Annotated in this window: 16 protein-coding genes; 12 read left to right on the top strand and 4 right to left on the bottom strand. The window is 64.7% G+C overall.

All coding sequences use genetic code 11. The annotated features are described in order from the left end of the window. Positions 1 to 44 precede the first annotated feature (44 nt). From murI to AC04PH_RS10400, 11 genes are all read left to right on the top strand, one after another. Positions 45 to 857, top strand: coding sequence for a glutamate racemase (gene murI / locus AC04PH_RS10450; RefSeq protein ID WP_483065683.1), 813 nt, complete (start codon positions 45 to 47; stop codon positions 855 to 857). 110 nt (positions 858 to 967) lie between these two features. Continuing rightward, a complete protein-coding gene (locus tag AC04PH_RS10445) occupies positions 968 to 1,537 on the top strand; it encodes a hypothetical protein (protein WP_483065682.1) in 570 nt (189 codons plus the stop codon). Positions 1,538 to 1,608: 71 nt separating this feature from the next. Continuing rightward, the gene (argC, locus tag AC04PH_RS10440; protein WP_483065681.1) at positions 1,609 to 2,637 is read left to right on the top strand and encodes an N-acetyl-gamma-glutamyl-phosphate reductase; all 1,029 of its coding nucleotides are present in this window, start codon (positions 1,609 to 1,611) and stop codon (positions 2,635 to 2,637) included. Then, positions 2,634 to 3,101, top strand: coding sequence for a cytochrome c maturation protein CcmE (gene ccmE, locus AC04PH_RS10435; RefSeq protein ID WP_483065680.1), 468 nt, complete (start codon positions 2,634 to 2,636; stop codon positions 3,099 to 3,101). Before argC ends, ccmE begins: the two co-directional genes overlap by 4 nt. Positions 3,102 to 3,147: 46 nt before the next feature. Continuing rightward, positions 3,148 to 3,762, top strand: coding sequence for a holin-associated N-acetylmuramidase (locus AC04PH_RS10430; protein ID WP_483065679.1), 615 nt, complete (start codon positions 3,148 to 3,150; stop codon positions 3,760 to 3,762). Then, a complete protein-coding gene (locus tag AC04PH_RS10425; RefSeq protein ID WP_483065678.1) occupies positions 3,750 to 4,310 on the top strand; it encodes a holin family protein in 561 nt (186 codons plus the stop codon). The genes AC04PH_RS10430 and AC04PH_RS10425 overlap by 13 nt, the downstream gene beginning before the upstream one ends. After that, on the top strand, positions 4,300 to 4,518 hold the full coding sequence (locus AC04PH_RS10420) for a pseudouridine synthase (RefSeq protein WP_483065677.1): 219 nt from the start codon (positions 4,300 to 4,302) through the stop codon (positions 4,516 to 4,518). The genes AC04PH_RS10425 and AC04PH_RS10420 overlap by 11 nt, the downstream gene beginning before the upstream one ends. A 74-nt stretch (positions 4,519 to 4,592) precedes the next feature. Further along, the gene (locus AC04PH_RS10415; RefSeq protein WP_483065676.1) at positions 4,593 to 6,566 is read left to right on the top strand and encodes a heme lyase CcmF/NrfE family subunit; all 1,974 of its coding nucleotides are present in this window, start codon (positions 4,593 to 4,595) and stop codon (positions 6,564 to 6,566) included. Next, entirely contained in the window at positions 6,563 to 7,006 is a 444-nt protein-coding gene (locus AC04PH_RS10410; protein ID WP_483065675.1) for a cytochrome c-type biogenesis protein, read from the top strand. Before AC04PH_RS10415 ends, AC04PH_RS10410 begins: the two co-directional genes overlap by 4 nt. A gap of 72 nt (positions 7,007 to 7,078) precedes the next feature. Next, the gene (locus AC04PH_RS10405) at positions 7,079 to 7,855 is read left to right on the top strand and encodes an enoyl-CoA hydratase-related protein (RefSeq protein ID WP_483065674.1); all 777 of its coding nucleotides are present in this window, start codon (positions 7,079 to 7,081) and stop codon (positions 7,853 to 7,855) included. A 65-nt stretch (positions 7,856 to 7,920) separates the two neighbouring features. Further along, the gene (locus tag AC04PH_RS10400; RefSeq protein WP_483065673.1) at positions 7,921 to 8,283 is read left to right on the top strand and encodes a DUF1428 domain-containing protein; all 363 of its coding nucleotides are present in this window, start codon (positions 7,921 to 7,923) and stop codon (positions 8,281 to 8,283) included. On the opposite strand, the gene AC04PH_RS10395 is transcribed toward AC04PH_RS10400, so the two are convergent. The 3 genes from AC04PH_RS10395 to gltX all read right to left on the bottom strand — a co-directional run bounded on the left by AC04PH_RS10395 (position 8,274) and on the right by gltX (position 11,622). Then, a complete protein-coding gene (locus AC04PH_RS10395; protein ID WP_483065672.1) occupies positions 8,274 to 8,834 on the bottom strand; it encodes a GNAT family N-acetyltransferase in 561 nt (186 codons plus the stop codon). The two genes, AC04PH_RS10400 and AC04PH_RS10395, sit on opposite strands and share 10 nt — an antisense overlap. After that, a complete protein-coding gene (locus tag AC04PH_RS10390; RefSeq protein ID WP_483065671.1) occupies positions 8,812 to 10,107 on the bottom strand; it encodes a citrate synthase in 1,296 nt (431 codons plus the stop codon). Before AC04PH_RS10390 ends, AC04PH_RS10395 begins: the two co-directional genes overlap by 23 nt. A 99-nt stretch (positions 10,108 to 10,206) precedes the next feature. After that, on the bottom strand, positions 10,207 to 11,622 hold the full coding sequence (gene gltX / locus AC04PH_RS10385) for a glutamate--tRNA ligase (protein ID WP_483065670.1): 1,416 nt from the start codon (positions 11,620 to 11,622) through the stop codon (positions 10,207 to 10,209). Positions 11,623 to 11,704: 82 nt separating this feature from the next. Between gltX and AC04PH_RS10380 the strand changes: the two genes are divergently transcribed. Further along, positions 11,705 to 13,846 carry a ComEC/Rec2 family competence protein gene (locus tag AC04PH_RS10380; RefSeq protein ID WP_483065669.1) on the top strand — a complete coding sequence of 714 codons (2,142 nt, stop codon included), beginning with the start codon at positions 11,705 to 11,707 and terminating at the stop codon, positions 13,844 to 13,846. Between the two features lie 7 nt (positions 13,847 to 13,853). On the opposite strand, the gene lexA is transcribed toward AC04PH_RS10380, so the two are convergent. Further along, a complete protein-coding gene (gene lexA, locus AC04PH_RS10375) occupies positions 13,854 to 14,546 on the bottom strand; it encodes a transcriptional repressor LexA (protein WP_483065668.1) in 693 nt (230 codons plus the stop codon). Positions 14,547 to 14,638: the final 92 nt, after the last annotated feature.

Genomic DNA, 14,638 nt, shown 5'->3' with positions numbered 1-14,638 from the left:
GCCTAGAGTTGCTGCAAACAAGAGCAGCATAAAGGTCACATAAGATGGCGGTTGGTATATTCGATAGCGGTTTGGGCGGGCTGACGGTTCTGGACGCGGTGCAAAAGCGCCTGCCGGACGTGCCTTTCGTCTATTTCGGCGATCATGCGCACGCGCCCTACGGGGTGCGCACGGACGACGATATCTACAACCTGACGACGGCCGCGGTCGAGCGGCTGTGGGAGGAAGGCTGCGATTTGGTGATCCTGGCCTGCAATACCGCGTCGGCCGCAGCACTGCGGCGGATGCAGGAAAGCTGGGTGCCGACGGACAAGCGGGTGCTGGGCGTTTTCGTGCCGCTGATCGAGGCGCTGACAGAACGTAACTGGGGTGACAATTCGCCCCCGCGCGAGGTGGGCACCAAGCATGTGGCGCTCTTCGCGACTCCCGCCACCGTGCGCAGCCGCGCGTTCCAGCGCGAGTTGGCGTTCCGCGCGATCGGCGTGGACGTCGAGGCGCAGGCCTGCGGCGGTGTCGTCGACGCGATCGAGGAGGGCGACCTCATTCTGGCAGAGGCGCTGGTGCGCAGCCATGTCGACGCGCTGACCCGCAAGATGCCGCAACCCGATGCCGCGGTGCTGGGCTGCACGCATTACCCGCTGATGGCGGATGTGTTTCAGGATGCGCTGGGGCCGCAGGTCAAGGTATTCAGCCAGGCCAATCTGGTCGCCGAAAGCCTTGCCGACTACCTCACGCGGCATCCCGGGATGCAGGGAGCCGGCACCGAAGCCGGGTTTCTGACGACGGGCGATCCCAAGCGGGTGTCGTCCAACGCCACGCAGTTTTTGCGCCGTCAGATCACCTTTACGGCGGCCTGACGCGGGCGGGCGACGGCACGCCGCGCCGTTCAATGACCGGGGTTTCGCCATTTTGCCGACACCTTGTGCGGGCACGATCATGGTGAATGAAACCGGATTGGGTGACACCCATGTTGAAACATCTTGTACTTGCCGCAACTCTTGCGGCGGGATCGCCCGCCGTCGCGGCGACGATCACCGAAAACAGTGGCGGTGTCGGATCCTTCTCATCCGACGTGAACGCACCGACCGTGATCGGGCCGGGCGTGACGGCGATCAACGGGACCGGGGCCGCCGGTGACTTCGACCTGTTTCGCATCGACGGTCTGGCTGCGGGGCCGCAGGTCCTGAGTTTCAATTTCTTTTCTCCCGATACGGGCTCGTTTTCATATTCGGCCGGTGGCGTTTTGCGGTTCAACACAGCACCTTTTTCGCCGAACGCCTGGTCGGGCGGGTCCGATTTCGGGTATCCGAACGTGAACTTCGTGCAACCCACCGATACCGCCACGCTGAACCTCGGGGCCGGTTTCAGTGGACCGCTTTATCTTGCGATGAACTTTACCTACGGCAGCAACCTTGGTTACAGTATTTCATTGCCTGCCGCGGTGCCGCTGCCGGCTGCCGGCGTTCTGCTGCTGTCGGTTCTGGCCGGGCTTGGGCTTTGGCGCCGGATGGCCGCGCGGGGCAGGGCCACCGCCTGATCCCCTTGCATCGGCGCGGCTGACGGGGGAAAAGACGGCAACTGTCCCCCGCGACGAAAGGTGCCGTGCACATGCCCCACAACATCGCCATTCTTGGCGCATCCGGTTACACCGGGGCGGAACTTGTCCGCCTGATCGCCACGCATCCGTCGTTTCGAATCGTCGCGCTGGCCGCCGAACGCAAGGCCGGGATGACCATGGCCGAGGTGTTCCCGCATCTGCGGCATCTCGACCTGCCGACCCTTTGCAAGATCGAGGATATTGATTTCGACAACGTCGATCTGGTCTTTGCCGCCCTGCCGCACGGGCTGTCGCAGGCGATGGTCCGCGATCTGCCGGAGACGGTGAAGGTGGTCGACCTTGGCGCGGATTTCCGGCTCCGCGATCCGGCGACCTATGAGAAATGGTATGGCGTGCCGCATGTCGCGCCTGAGTTGCAGAAGACCGCCGTTTACGGGCTGACGGAGTTCTACCGCGACGACATTCGCAATGCGCGGCTGGTCGCCGGGACCGGGTGTAATGCGGCTTCCGTGCAATTCGCGCTGCGCCCGCTGATTTCGGGTGGGCTGATCGACCTGGACGAGATCATCTGCGACCTGAAGAACGGCGCCTCGGGGGCCGGACGGGCGTTGAAGGAGCACATGCTGTTCACCGAACGCGCGACAGACTCGATGGGCTATTCGCAGGGCGGCAAGCACCGGCACCTGGGGGAATTCGATCAGGAATTCAGCGCGCTGGCCGGGCGGAAGGTCGAAATCCAGTTCACGCCGCATCTGGTGCCGATGAGCCGGGGTATTCTGGCGTCCTGCTATCTGCGCGGCGACGCGCAGGCCTGCCATGCGGCGCTTACAGACGCTTACGCGGACGAACCGTTCATCGTGGTGCTGCCATTCGGCCAGCAGCCCGGCACCGGGCATGTCGCCGCGTCGAACTTCTGTCACATCGGCGTGACGGCAGACCGGATATCGGGCCGGGTGCTTGTGACGGCCGCACTCGACAATCTATGTAAGGGATCGTCGGGGCAGGCCGTGCAGAACGCCAACCTGATGCTGGGCGAGGATGAAACGGCGGGATTGATGCTGGCACCGGTCTTTCCATGAGCGGGTTGAAGAACCTCAAGAAGCGCCGCCGCGTGCAGGTGATCGCGCTGTCGGGCGCTTGCGTCGTGGCGGTGCTGGCGATCCTGTGGTTCCTGCCGGACGATTCCTTCCAGTTCTTCCGCTCGCCGAGCGAGGTCGCCGCGGCGCCGCCGCCACCCGAAGAGCTGTTCCGCATAGGTGGGCTTGTCGCTGACGGGTCCATCGAACGCGGCACGGGCGAGGAAGTCCGGTTTGCCGTGACCGATGGCGGGGCCATGATCCCCGTCACCTACATCGGAATCCTGCCGGATCTTTTCGCCGAGGGGCAGGGCATGGTCGGGCAGGGGCGCTACATTAACGGCACCTTTGAAGCGGTTGAAATCCTTGCCAAACATGACGAGACCTATATGCCGAAAGAGGTCATCGACGCGCTCAAGGAGCAGGGCACCTACGTGGCACCGGACGGTGGTGTAGCGACGAATTAACCAATCAGACACAGCCTGACGCCGGTTTTGCCAAGAGGACCGCGCCATGCAGACTGTGCACCAGATCGCCACTGAAATCGTTCGCCGGGAGGGCGGCTATGTGAACGACCCGGACGATCCGGGCGGGGCCACGAACCATGGTGTCACGATTCACACCATGCGCCGGCTCGGCCTCGATCTGGACGGTGACGGCGACGTGGACGCGGGCGATGTGCGCAGGCTCGACGCGGCGCAGGCGGTGGAGATTTTCGTGCGCCACTATTTCGAGGCACCGCGCATCGACCGGTTGCCGCAGGTGCTTCAGACCAGCGTGTTCGATATGTATGTGAATGCCGGGGCCAATGCGGTGAAGATTTTGCAGCGGCTGCTGGGTGACATGCGCCTGCCAGTCGTGGTGGACGGTGTGATCGGGCCGCAGACCATCGGTGCCAGCGAAAAGGCGGCGGCGGCGGCACCCGACCACATCGCCGACGCCTATGCTATCGCGCGGCGCAATTACTACTACAGCCTCGCCGACCGCCGCGCCGCCAGCCGCAAATACGCGCGCAGGCGGGACGGCGGCAAGGGCGGCTGGATCAGGCGGGCTGAGGCTTTCATGGCCGCGAAATATCATCTGACGGATGCGGCACATGCAGAAAGGACGGCATCATGGGATTCTTGAGCGGATTGATGGGGTTTTTGTTCGGCGGCGAGCGCAACGTGATCGCGGAAACGGCGGAGGTGTTCCGCGAGAATAGCGAGAACGCAAGCGTGCGCGGGGCCGCGATCCAGACGGAGGTGTTGCGCCAGTTCGCGGCGGAGTTCGGCGGGCCGCGACCATCCCTGTTCGACCGGCTGGTCGACGGTGTGAACCGCCTGCCGCGCCCGATGATGGCGCTCGGCACGCTGGGGCTGATCGCGGCGGCGATGTACGACCCGCTGTGGTTCGCAGCAAGGATGCAGGGGCTGGCGCTGGTGCCGGAGCCGCTCTGGTGGCTGATGGGTGCGATCGTCAGCTTCTACTTCGGCGCGCGTCATCAGGCGAAGGGACAGGAGTTCCAGCAATCCATCGCCGCGACCCTGTCGCGCGCTGGTGAGGTGCAGCGCAATATCGCCGCACTGTCCCCCGCCGCACCGGACAAGGACGTCGCGACGTTCGTGCGTTCGGCACCGGCGATCAGGACGGATAACGCGGCGTTGCGCGACTGGCAGGCCAGCCGTGGACAGTGAATGGATTGCCCGGGTCGAGGCGCGGCTGGCCGAGGTCGAGACCCGGGGTGCTGTCGAGGCGGTGCACCGCGACAACGTGGCCAGGCGGCTGCTTTACATCGAGGACCTGCTGAAGTGGATGATGCGCCTGATCATCGGCGCGCTGGTCATGGCGGTGATCGCGTTTATCCTGCGCGGCGGTCTGGCGATGCCCCCGCTATTGTCATGAGACCCGCGCAAACGTGACAGCCTGTCGCGTGGTTCCCGCTGTCCGATCCGCCGCGCCTTGGGTAAGGTGCGGCCATGATAACGGAGCTTGGTCATTTCGCGCTGATTCTGGCGTTCTGCGTGGCGATTGTGCAGATGGTCGTGCCGCTGGTGGGCGCGCAGCGCGGGTGGCGTGGCTGGATGGCGGTGGCGGAACCTGCGGCGACGGCGCAATTCGCGCTGACCGCGCTGTCTTTCGCCGCGCTGACCTGGGCGTTCGTCAGCTCTGATTTCTCGCTGCAACTGGTGTTCCAGAATTCGCACAGCGCCAAGCCGATGATCTACAAGATCAGCGGTGTCTGGGGCAACCACGAGGGGTCGATGCTGCTGTGGTTGCTGATCCTGACGCTGTTCGGGGGGTGTGCGGCCTGGTTCGGGCAGGGCCTGCCGGAGACGCTGCGCGCGCGGGTGCTGGGCGTGCAGGCGGCCATCGGCGTGGCATTCTTTGCGTTCCTGATCTTCACCTCCAACCCGTTTTTGCGGCTGGCCGTGCCGCCCCTGGACGGGCGCGATCTGAACCCGCTGTTGCAGGATCCCGGCCTCGCGTTTCATCCACCGTTTCTCTATCTCGGCTATGTCGGCCTCAGCATGACGTTCAGCTTTGCCGTGGCGGCGCTGCTGGAAGGCCGGGTCGATGCGGCCTGGGGGCGCTGGGTGCGGCCCTGGACGCTGGCGGCGTGGATGTTCCTGACCGTGGGTATCGCGCTGGGGTCCTGGTGGGCCTATTACGAGTTGGGCTGGGGCGGTTTCTGGTTCTGGGACCCGGTGGAAAATGCGTCGTTCATGCCCTGGCTGATCGCGGCGGCCCTGCTGCATTCGGCCATCGTGGTGGAAAAGCGCGAAGCGCTGAAAAGCTGGACGATCCTGCTGGCTATTCTGGCGTTCGGATTTTCGCTATTGGGCACATTTATCGTGCGCTCGGGCGTGCTGACATCCGTGCACGCCTTTGCCAATGACCCGGAGCGGGGCGTGTGGATTTTGGCGATCCTCGGCGTGTTTCTGGGCGGCGCACTGACGCTTTATGCGGCCCGCGCCAACGTGCTGGAGGCCAAGGGTGTGTTCGGCACGGTGAGCCGCGAAAGCGCGCTGGTGCTCAACAATATCCTGCTGGCGGTCAGCGCCTTCGTCGTGTTCATCGGGACGATCTGGCCGCTGGTCGCGGAGTTGGCCTTCGGGCGCACGCTGTCTGTCGGGCCGCCGTTCTTTGATGCCGCATTCTCGCCCTTCATGGTGGGCATCGCAATTGCGCTGCCGCTGGGATCGTTGCTGGCGTGGAAGCGGGGCACATTGACGCGGGCGGCGAAACCGCTGTGGGGCTGGGCGTTCCTTGCCATCGCATTGGCCGGGCTGGCCTATGCGCTGCAAAGCAACCGGTCGGCACTGGGGCCGTTCGGCGTGGCGCTGGGTGTCTGGGTCGTGGGCGGTGCGCTGGTCGATCTGTGGCTGCGCGGCGGCAAGGCGGCCTGGCGCACGCGGGCGCGCCGCATCCGGGGGCTGCCACGGGCCGACTGGGGCAAGGCGGTGGCGCATATCGGCGTGGGTGTCACGACATTCGGCGTGGCCGCCGTGCTGGCCTGGGAGGTCGAGGATATCCGCGTGGCGGATGTGGGCGAAAGCTGGGACGTCGAGGCCTATACCTTTACGCTCGATGCCGTGCGGCAGGATCAGGGGCCAAATTACGTGACCACACTGGCCGATATCGCGATTGCCCGCGACGGGCGCGATGTGGCCGTGTTGTCGCCGGAGAAGCGGTTCTACCCCGTCGCCAACATGCCCACGACAGAGGCCGCGATCCGCAACGGGATCCTGCGTGATCTTTATGTCGTGATCGGCGATGCGCAGGACAACGGCGGTTATGCCGTGCGGATTTATATCAAGCCGTTCGCCAACTGGATCTGGGGCGGCTGTATGCTGATGGCGCTGGGGGGCTGCCTGTCGCTGAGCGACAGGCGTCTGCGGATCGGTGCGGCTGCGGCGAAGCGGAAACAGACGGCGGTGCCTGCGGAATGAAACGGCTGTTGCTGATCCTGTTGCTGGCGGCAAGTCCGCTCTGGGCCGTGGAGCCGGGCGAGATGCTGGACGATCCGGTGCTGGAAGAGCGTGCGCGCGCCATTTCCGCCGGGCTGCGCTGCCCGGTGTGCCGGAACGAAAGCATCGACGAATCCAATGCCAGCCTCGCCAAGGAGTTGCGTATCGTGGTGCGTGAACGTCTGGTGGCGGGGGATACGGATGCCGAGATCATGGACTACATGGTCGCCCGCTACGGCGAATTCGTGCGGCTGCAACCGGATGCCAGCGGGGCGAACCTGATCCTGTGGCTGGCCGCACCGGCGATGCTGCTGGCGGGGTTTGCGGTGGCCTTCGTCACGATCCGGCGGCGTGGTCAGGGCGCGCCGGACCCGCTCACGCGGGACGAGCAGGACGAGTTGGACAAGATTTTGCGGTCCTGACGTGCCGTTTCGTTTTGAAGATCGGGCGGGTGCGGTATCAACGCCGTAACGCTGCAGAAAAGGACCCGCACCATGGACTATCAGACCATCACCTATGTGATCCGCAACGACGTGGCCGTCATCACGCTGAACCGGCCCGACGTGATGAACGCGCTCAACTCGCAGATGCGGGCTGAGATCATCCATGCGGTGCGTGCGGCGGAAGGCGAGGCGCGGGTCGTGGTGATGACGGGTGCCGGGCGGTCGTTCTGTTCCGGGCAGGATCTGGGCGATGGCGGTAACGCGGCCTCGCTCGATCTGGAACGCACGCTGCGTGACGAATATGTGCCGATGCTGCGCGCGATCTTCGACTGCAAGATCCCGACCATCGCCGCCGTGAACGGCCCGGCGGCGGGGGCGGGGGCGAACCTTGCACTGGCCTTCGACGTGGTGCTGGCCAGCTATGACGCCTATTTCGTGCAGGCCTTCACGCGCATCGGGCTGATCCCTGACGCGGGCGGCACCTACTGGTTGCCCCGGCAGGTGGGATCGGCACGCGCGATGGGAGCGGCGCTGTTCGCCGACAAGATCACCGCGACGCAGGCCGCCGACTGGGGCATGATCTACGAGGCGATCCCGGATACCGAATTCACCGCCCGCTGGCAGGCGCGGGCGGCCCAACTGGCCGCAGGGCCGACGGCGGCCTACGGCCACCTGAAAACCGCCCTGCGTGCGGCGCCCGACAACACGCTGGAAGAACAGCTTGCGGTCGAGGCGAAACTGCAGGGCAAATGCGGCCAGACCCGCGACTTCAAGGAAGGCGTCGTGGCGTTTCTGGAAAAGCGCCCCGCGCGTTACGAGGGGCGTTGACGTGCCACTCTTGATGCGCTGATGCCAGCGCAATACCCTTTGGTTGTAAGATCGGGAGGGTGCCCATGTATGTCGTCGGTTTCGTCATTCCGGTGCCGGAGGATCGGCAGGACGCCTATCGAGAATGGGCCACACGTGCCGCCGCGCTGTTGCTCGAATTCGGCTGTCTCGAAATCACCGAGTGCTGGGAGGACAACGTGCCTGACGGCACGCGAACCGATTTTCGGCGGGCCGTAGCGGCACAGCCGGGCGAGAAAATCGTGTTTTCGTGGCAGAAATGGCCGGACAAGGCGCATGTCGACGTGGTGGAAAAGGCGATGGCCGCGGACCCGCGGTTTGACCCGCCCAATGAGATACCATTTGACCAGAGACGGCTCATTTTGGGTGGTTTCACACCTGTCGTGTCGTTGAGCGCCGGTCAGGACTGACTTGGCGCTGGCCGGTCCAGGCGAAAATAGACGCTGTCCGACCAGACACCGTCGATGCAGAACGTGTCCTTGGCGCGGTGTGTTTCATGAAAGCCGAGCGCCAAAAGAAGCCCGCATGACCCGGTGTTGCGCGGATCGACGTCGGCGAAAAGGTGATCATGGTCGGTGACCGCCCAAATGTATGGAATGATCGCCTGCATCGCCTCTGACACGAGACCTTGCCGCCAATGGTCCGGTTGCAGGATATAGCCGATTTCGTTGCCGCCGGGGCTGCCGCCCATGCCGATGACGCGACCGTCTTTTTCGAACACCAGATAGGTGATCGGCGGTTCCCGTTGCAGCATACGGCCAAGCCGGTCCTGCGTGACGGATATGTCGGCATGCGGCGGCGTCGACCAATAGGCCATCGCGCGCGGGTCGCTCATGAAACCGTAGATGTCATCCAGATCGCCCTGCCGCACCGGGCGGAGCAGCAGGCGTTTGGTGCGGATCGGCAAGCGGGTCGCATCGTTGCTGCCCGCCGAGACCTCAACGCTTTTCGATGTCGACATAGTCGCGCTGCAACGCACCCTGATACAACTGCCGGGGCCTGCCGATTTTCAGCTGTGGATCGGCAAGCTGTTCTTTCCACTGCGAAATCCAGCCCACTGTCCGCGCGAGCGCGAAGATCGGCGTGAACATCGAGGTGGAGAAGCCCATCGCCTCCAGGATGATGCCGGAGTAGAAATCGACGTTGGGGAACAGCTTCTTTTCGGCGAAATACGGATCGGCGAGGGCCTGTTTTTCAAGCTCCATCGCGACCTGCAGCAGCGGGTTGTCCTCGACGCCCAGCAGTTCCAGCACCTCGTCGGCGGATTGCTTCATCACGGTCGCGCGGGGATCGAAGTTCTTGTAGACGCGGTGGCCGAAGCCCATCAGGCGGTAGCTGTCGTTCTTGTCCTTGGCACGGGCGATGAATTCGGGAATGCGGTCGACGGTGCCGATTTCCTTGAGCATTTCGAGACAGGCTTGGTTCGCCCCGCCATGGGCCGGACCCCAAAGACAGGCGATGCCCGCCGCGATACAGGCGAAAGGGTTCGCACCCGAAGACGACGCCAGACGCACTGTCGAGGTCGAGGCGTTCTGTTCGTGATCGGCGTGCAGTGTGAAAATCCGGTCCATCGCGCGGGCGAGGACCGGGTCGACCTCGTATTGCTCGGACGGGACGGAGAAACACATATGCAGGAAGTTGGCCGCGTAGTCCAGATCGTTGCGCGGATAGACGAAGGGCTGGCCGATCGAATACTTGTAAGCCATCGCCGCGATCGTCGGCATCTTGGCGATCAGGCGGATCGAGGCGACCTCGCGCTGGTGTTCGTCGTTGATGTCGGTGCTGTCGTGATAAAAGGCCGACATCGCGCCGACCACACCGACCATCGTGGCCATGGGATGCGCGTCGCGGCGAAACCCGCGGAAAAAGTTGTGCATCTGCTCGTGGATCATCGTGTGGCGTGTCACGAGGTTCTCGAATTTTTCCAGTTCGGCGGCACTGGGCAGATCGCCGTAAAGCAGCAGGTAGCAGACTTCGAGGAAGTGCGATTCAGAGGCGAGCTGGTCGATGGGATATCCGCGGTGCAGCAGCACGCCTTCCTCGCCGTCGATAAAGGTGATGGTGCTGTCGCAGGCCGCCGTCGACGTAAAGCCGGGATCGTAGGTGAAGACATCGGCCTGACCGTAGAGCTTGCGGATGTCGATTACATCCGGGCCGGCAGTGGGCGAATGGATAGGCAACTCGTAGGATTTGCCGTCAATCGTGAGGGTCGCGTGTTTCTTGGAGTCGGCCATTTATGTCATTCCCCTGTCTGCCGGACCTGTTTGGCGGTGCGGCGTTTATGTCTTTTGGTTGCTGTAACCATTGGTGCGACCAGCCGCCCGCGGCGGGCTTCAGTCAGTGACGTCACCGAGCCGGGCAAGTGTTTCGTTTTGTCCCAGCACCAGCATCATGTCAAAAACACTAGGGGAAACGGCGCGCCCGGCAAGGGCCGCGCGCAGCGGTCCGGCCAGTTTGCCCAGTTTTGTGCCCTGGGCCTCGGCCACGGACGCGACGACCCCCTCGAGCGTCTCTTTGTCCCAGCTAGCATTTTGCAGCTGCGGCGTCAATTCTGCGAGCCATCCGCGCGCTGTTTCGTCGAGTTGTCCGGCCGCTTTCTCATCGGCCACGATGGGACGCGAGGTTAAAATAAAGTGACCCTTTTCAATCAGTTCCGGCAGGGACTTCGCGCGTTCTTTGAGGCAGTACATCGCCCGTTGCAGGCCGGATCGCTGCGTATCGGTCAAGGCCGCGGCACCGGTGACCGACAGGTAGGCCTCCAGTTCTTGCAGCAGTGCAGCATCGTCGGCGGCGGCGATATGCTGGCCGCAGATATTGTCGAGTTTCTTGAAATCGAACCGCGCCGGCGATTTGCCGATCCCGTCAAGATCGAACCACGCTTTCGCCTGCGCGTCGGTGAAGAATTCGTCGTCGCCGTGGCTCCACCCCAGCCGGGCGAGGTAGTTGCGCATGCCCGCCGCCGGATAGCCCATCGCCTGGTATTCGGCGGCCCCGGTGGCACCATGGCGTTTCGACAGTTTCTTGCCGTCCGGGCCAAAGATCAGCGGGATATGGGTAAGCACCGGTTTGTCCCAGCCCATCGCCTCGTAGATCATGTTCTGGCGGAAGGCGTTGGCCAGATGGTCGTCGCCCCGGATCACATGGGTCACACCCATGTCGTGATCGTCGACCACCACGGCCAGCATGTAAACCGGAGAGCCGTCGGAGCGCAGGATCACCATGTCATCCAGTTGATCGTTGGACCATGTGACATCGCCCTGCACGGCATCATGCAGCGTGGTCGTGCCCTCGCGCGGGGCCTTCACGCGGATCACGTAGGGCAGGTCGGGGTGGTCGGTCTCGGGCACGTCGCGCCAGGGCGAGCGGTAGAGGGTGGAGGATTTCGTCTCGCGCGCCTTTTCGCGGAACGCCTCGATCTCTTCCTGCGTGGCGAAACACTTGAAGGCGGTGCCGTCGGTCAGCATCTGCCGCGCCACTTCGGCGTGACGGTCGGCGCGGGCGTGCTGGCTGATCGGGTCGCCGTCCCAGTCCAGCCCAAGCCAGGTCAGCCCGTCCAGAATGGCCTGCGTGTTCTCGTCGGTGGAGCGGGCGCGGTCTGTATCCTCGATCCGCAGCAGGAACATGCCGCCGTTGCCGCGGGCGTAAAGCCAGTTGAACAGCGCGGTGCGCGCGCCGCCGATGTGCAGCGCGCCGGTGGGTGAGGGAGCGAAACGGGTGACGACAGGTCGGTCGGGGCGGTCTGCGGGCATGGGCGGATTAACCTTTCATTCACCAAGTTCCCCCAGTCTGGAGGGTTCCGCAGGAAATACGCAGCTAGGGGGCAAAGAACAAGTGCGCGCACCGGAGATCCTGACCGACGCGCTGCTGGCGCAGCGGGGCCATCTGATCGGCTGGGTGCCGGTGTTTCTGGCCTGCGGGATCGGCGGCTATTTTGCGCTGCCCGTCGAACCGGCCGACCCGGTCTTTGCCGGTGTGGCGCTTGCGGCGCTGGCGGGTTTCGTGGTGGCGCGCCTCGTGCCGGTCTGGGCGGCGCCGGTGCTGGTGGCGGTGTCGCTGATGCTGGTGGGCGTGACGGTGGCCAAATTGCGCACAACGCAGATGGAGGCCCCGGTGCTGGGTTTCCGCTACTACGGACCCATCGAGGGGCGGGTGATCGCGATCGACCGTTCGGCAAGCGACGCGCCACGCCTGACGCTGGACCGGGTGGTCCTCGCGCGGATGGCCCCGGACCGGACGCCCGGGCGGGTGCGCGTGTCGGTGCACAGCGATCAGTCGCTGGTGGATTTTGCGCCGGGGGATCATCTGATCCTGACGGGCCATCTGTCCCCCCCCAGCGGTGCGGCGGAACCCGGCGGCTTCGATTTCCAGCGCCATGCGTGGTTCGCGGGGCTTGGGGCTGTCGGCTATACCCGCACGCCGGTGCTGCGCCTGATGCCGCCGGACCGGTTCGGCTGGCAGATGCAGATTTTCGCGCTTCGGATGCAGATCTCCCGCGGGGTGCAGGCAGCGCTGCCGGGCGAGACCGGGGCCTTTGCCGCGGCGATCATGACTGGCGACCGCGCGGCGATGGGGCAGGGCACGCTGACCGACCTGAGGGCGTCGAACCTGGCGCATCTGCTGGCGATTTCGGGGCTGCACATGGGGCTGCTGACAGCCTTCGTGTTCGGCGGTATCCGTGCGTTTCTGGTGCTGATCCCCGGTGTCGGGCTGCGCTGGCCAGTCAAAAAGATCGCGGCATTCTGCGCCATCGTCGTCGGCGCGGGCTATCTGGCGCTGTCGGGCGGCAATGTGGCGACGGAGCGGGCGTTCATCATGGTGACGGTGATGTTCGTCGCGGTGTTGCTGGGCCGCCGCGCGCTGACCCTACGGGCGGTGGCGATGGCCGCCACGCTGGTGTTGCTGCTTCAACCCGAAAGCCTGACCGGGCCGGGTTTTCAGATGTCCTTCGCCGCGACCACGGCGCTGGTCGCGGCCTTCGCGGCCCTGCGCCGGATGGATATGCGGCGTATTCCGAAATGGGCGCGACCGGTGCTGTCGGTCTTCGTGTCGTCCTTCGTCGCGGGGCTGGCGACGGCACCATTTGCCGCCGCACATTTCAACCAGATCGCGCATTACGGGTTGATCGCCAACCTGCTGAGCGTGCCGCTCATGGGCGTGTTGGTGATGCCGGCAGCCGTGCTCGCCATGTGTCTCTGGCCGCTTGGGCTGTCGCAGATCGGGCTGACGCTGATGGGCTGGGGGCTGGCGTGGATCCTCGGTGTCGCGCGCTGGGTCGCGGGGCAGGAGGGGGCGTTGGGCCATGTGGTGGCTCCGACAGCGGCGGTCCTGCCGCTGATGGCGCTTGGGCTACTCGTCATGCTGATTTGGCAAGGGCGCGCGCGCATGGCTGGGGCGGTGCCGGTGATCGCAGCCTTTGCGATCTGGGCGACCGTGGAGCGCCCCGTGCTGCTGGTCGCGGACAGCGGCGGACTGATAGGGCGGTTGACGGCGCAGGGGCGTGCCTTGTCGAAACCACGGGGCGACGGGTTTGTCGCGGGGATATGGCTGGAGAACGATGGCCAGCCTGTGGCGCAGGACGTCGCGGCGGCACGAAACGGGCTGATCCGCGTGGGCCGTGTGACGACAGCGCGCGTGGGCGAATGGGGGATTATGCAGGTGTCGGGGAAGACCGCGCTTGCGGCATTGGATGGCTGCGGCGGGGCGGATGTTCTGATCAGCAATCAGGAGGATGTCGTGCAGCGCCCCTGCCATGTATTCGATCTGATCCGCCTGCGCCACACCGGTGCGCTGGCGTTCTGGCTGGCGGAGGCCGGCGATCTGCGCATCGTCACCGCACGGCAGCGTAGCGGGGATCGTCCATGGTCAGGACAAGGTCGTGGCGATCAGCGCAGACCGACGCCTGACATTCTACCGCTTCCGATCAGATCGTCCGACGCGCCCGCGATCTCGCAGGCGCGCGCTATAAACCGATAGGTGCCGGTCAATAGGTGCGGATCAGGCCCACGAGCCGGCCCTGCACCTTGACCTGATCGTCGCGCAGCATCCGGGTTTCATAGGCGGGGTTCGCGGATTCCAGCGCGATCATGCCGTTCTTGCGGCGAAAGCGTTTCAGCGTCGCCTCGCTGTCCTCGACCAGGGCCACGACGATATCGCCGTTGTCGGCAGAAGAGGTTTCGCGGATCACCACCACATCGCCGTCGTTGATACCCGCCTCGATCATCGAATCGCCGCGCACTTCCAGCGCGTAATGTTCGCCCTGACCCAGCATCGCCTGCGGCACGGCCACGTTGTGCGAGACCTCCTGAATGGCGGAGATCGGCACACCGGCGGCGATCCGGCCCATCACGGGTAATTCGATGGCGCTCGCAGCCTCGACCGGCATCGCGCGGGCGGGTGTGTTGGCGGGGCGGTCGCCGTCGATCACGCGCGGGGTGAAGCCGGGGGCCTTGGCGGCCATCGCATCGGGGAGTTTCACGATTTCCAGCGCGCGCGCCTTGTGCGCCAGCCGCCGGATGAAACCGCGTTCCTCCAGCGCGGTGATCAGGCGGTGGATGCCGGACTTGGAGCGCAGATCGAGCGCTTCTTTCATCTCGTCGAACGAGGGCGGCACACCGTCGCGCTGCACACGCTTGTGGATGAATTCCAGCAGGTCGAGTTGTTTCTTCGTCAGCATCGGCTGCTCCTGTTCCGGACCACGCCCCGCAATCGCAGGCGCACTTTCAGAATGTTCTACCTATGTTCGCTGTTTGTGTCAATTGTTTCCCG

Source organism: Yoonia sp. KMU-150 (assembly GCF_056858355.1).
The sequence above is the reverse complement of the archived record's forward strand: the minus strand, read 5'-3'. Positions and strand labels throughout refer to the sequence as shown.

Bases quoted from the DNA above. Each gene is read 5' to 3' on its own strand.
- murI (WP_483065683.1), top strand. From the start codon at position 45: ATGGCGGTTGGTATATTCGATAGCGGTTTGGGCGGGCTGACGGTTCTG.
- AC04PH_RS10445 (WP_483065682.1), top strand. From the start codon at position 968: ATGTTGAAACATCTTGTACTTGCCGCAACTCTTGCGGCGGGATCGCCC.
- argC (WP_483065681.1), top strand. From the start codon at position 1,609: ATGCCCCACAACATCGCCATTCTTGGCGCATCCGGTTACACCGGGGCG.
- ccmE (WP_483065680.1), top strand. From the start codon at position 2,634: ATGAGCGGGTTGAAGAACCTCAAGAAGCGCCGCCGCGTGCAGGTGATC.
- AC04PH_RS10430 (WP_483065679.1), top strand. From the start codon at position 3,148: ATGCAGACTGTGCACCAGATCGCCACTGAAATCGTTCGCCGGGAGGGC.
- AC04PH_RS10425 (WP_483065678.1), top strand. From the start codon at position 3,750: ATGGGATTCTTGAGCGGATTGATGGGGTTTTTGTTCGGCGGCGAGCGC.
- AC04PH_RS10415 (WP_483065676.1), top strand. From the start codon at position 4,593: ATGATAACGGAGCTTGGTCATTTCGCGCTGATTCTGGCGTTCTGCGTG.
- AC04PH_RS10410 (WP_483065675.1), top strand. From the start codon at position 6,563: ATGAAACGGCTGTTGCTGATCCTGTTGCTGGCGGCAAGTCCGCTCTGG.
- AC04PH_RS10405 (WP_483065674.1), top strand. From the start codon at position 7,079: ATGGACTATCAGACCATCACCTATGTGATCCGCAACGACGTGGCCGTC.
- AC04PH_RS10400 (WP_483065673.1), top strand. From the start codon at position 7,921: ATGTATGTCGTCGGTTTCGTCATTCCGGTGCCGGAGGATCGGCAGGAC.
- AC04PH_RS10395 (WP_483065672.1), bottom strand. From the start codon at position 8,834: ATGTCGACATCGAAAAGCGTTGAGGTCTCGGCGGGCAGCAACGATGCG.
- AC04PH_RS10390 (WP_483065671.1), bottom strand. From the start codon at position 10,107: ATGGCCGACTCCAAGAAACACGCGACCCTCACGATTGACGGCAAATCC.
- gltX (WP_483065670.1), bottom strand. From the start codon at position 11,622: ATGCCCGCAGACCGCCCCGACCGACCTGTCGTCACCCGTTTCGCTCCC.
- lexA (WP_483065668.1), bottom strand. From the start codon at position 14,546: ATGCTGACGAAGAAACAACTCGACCTGCTGGAATTCATCCACAAGCGT.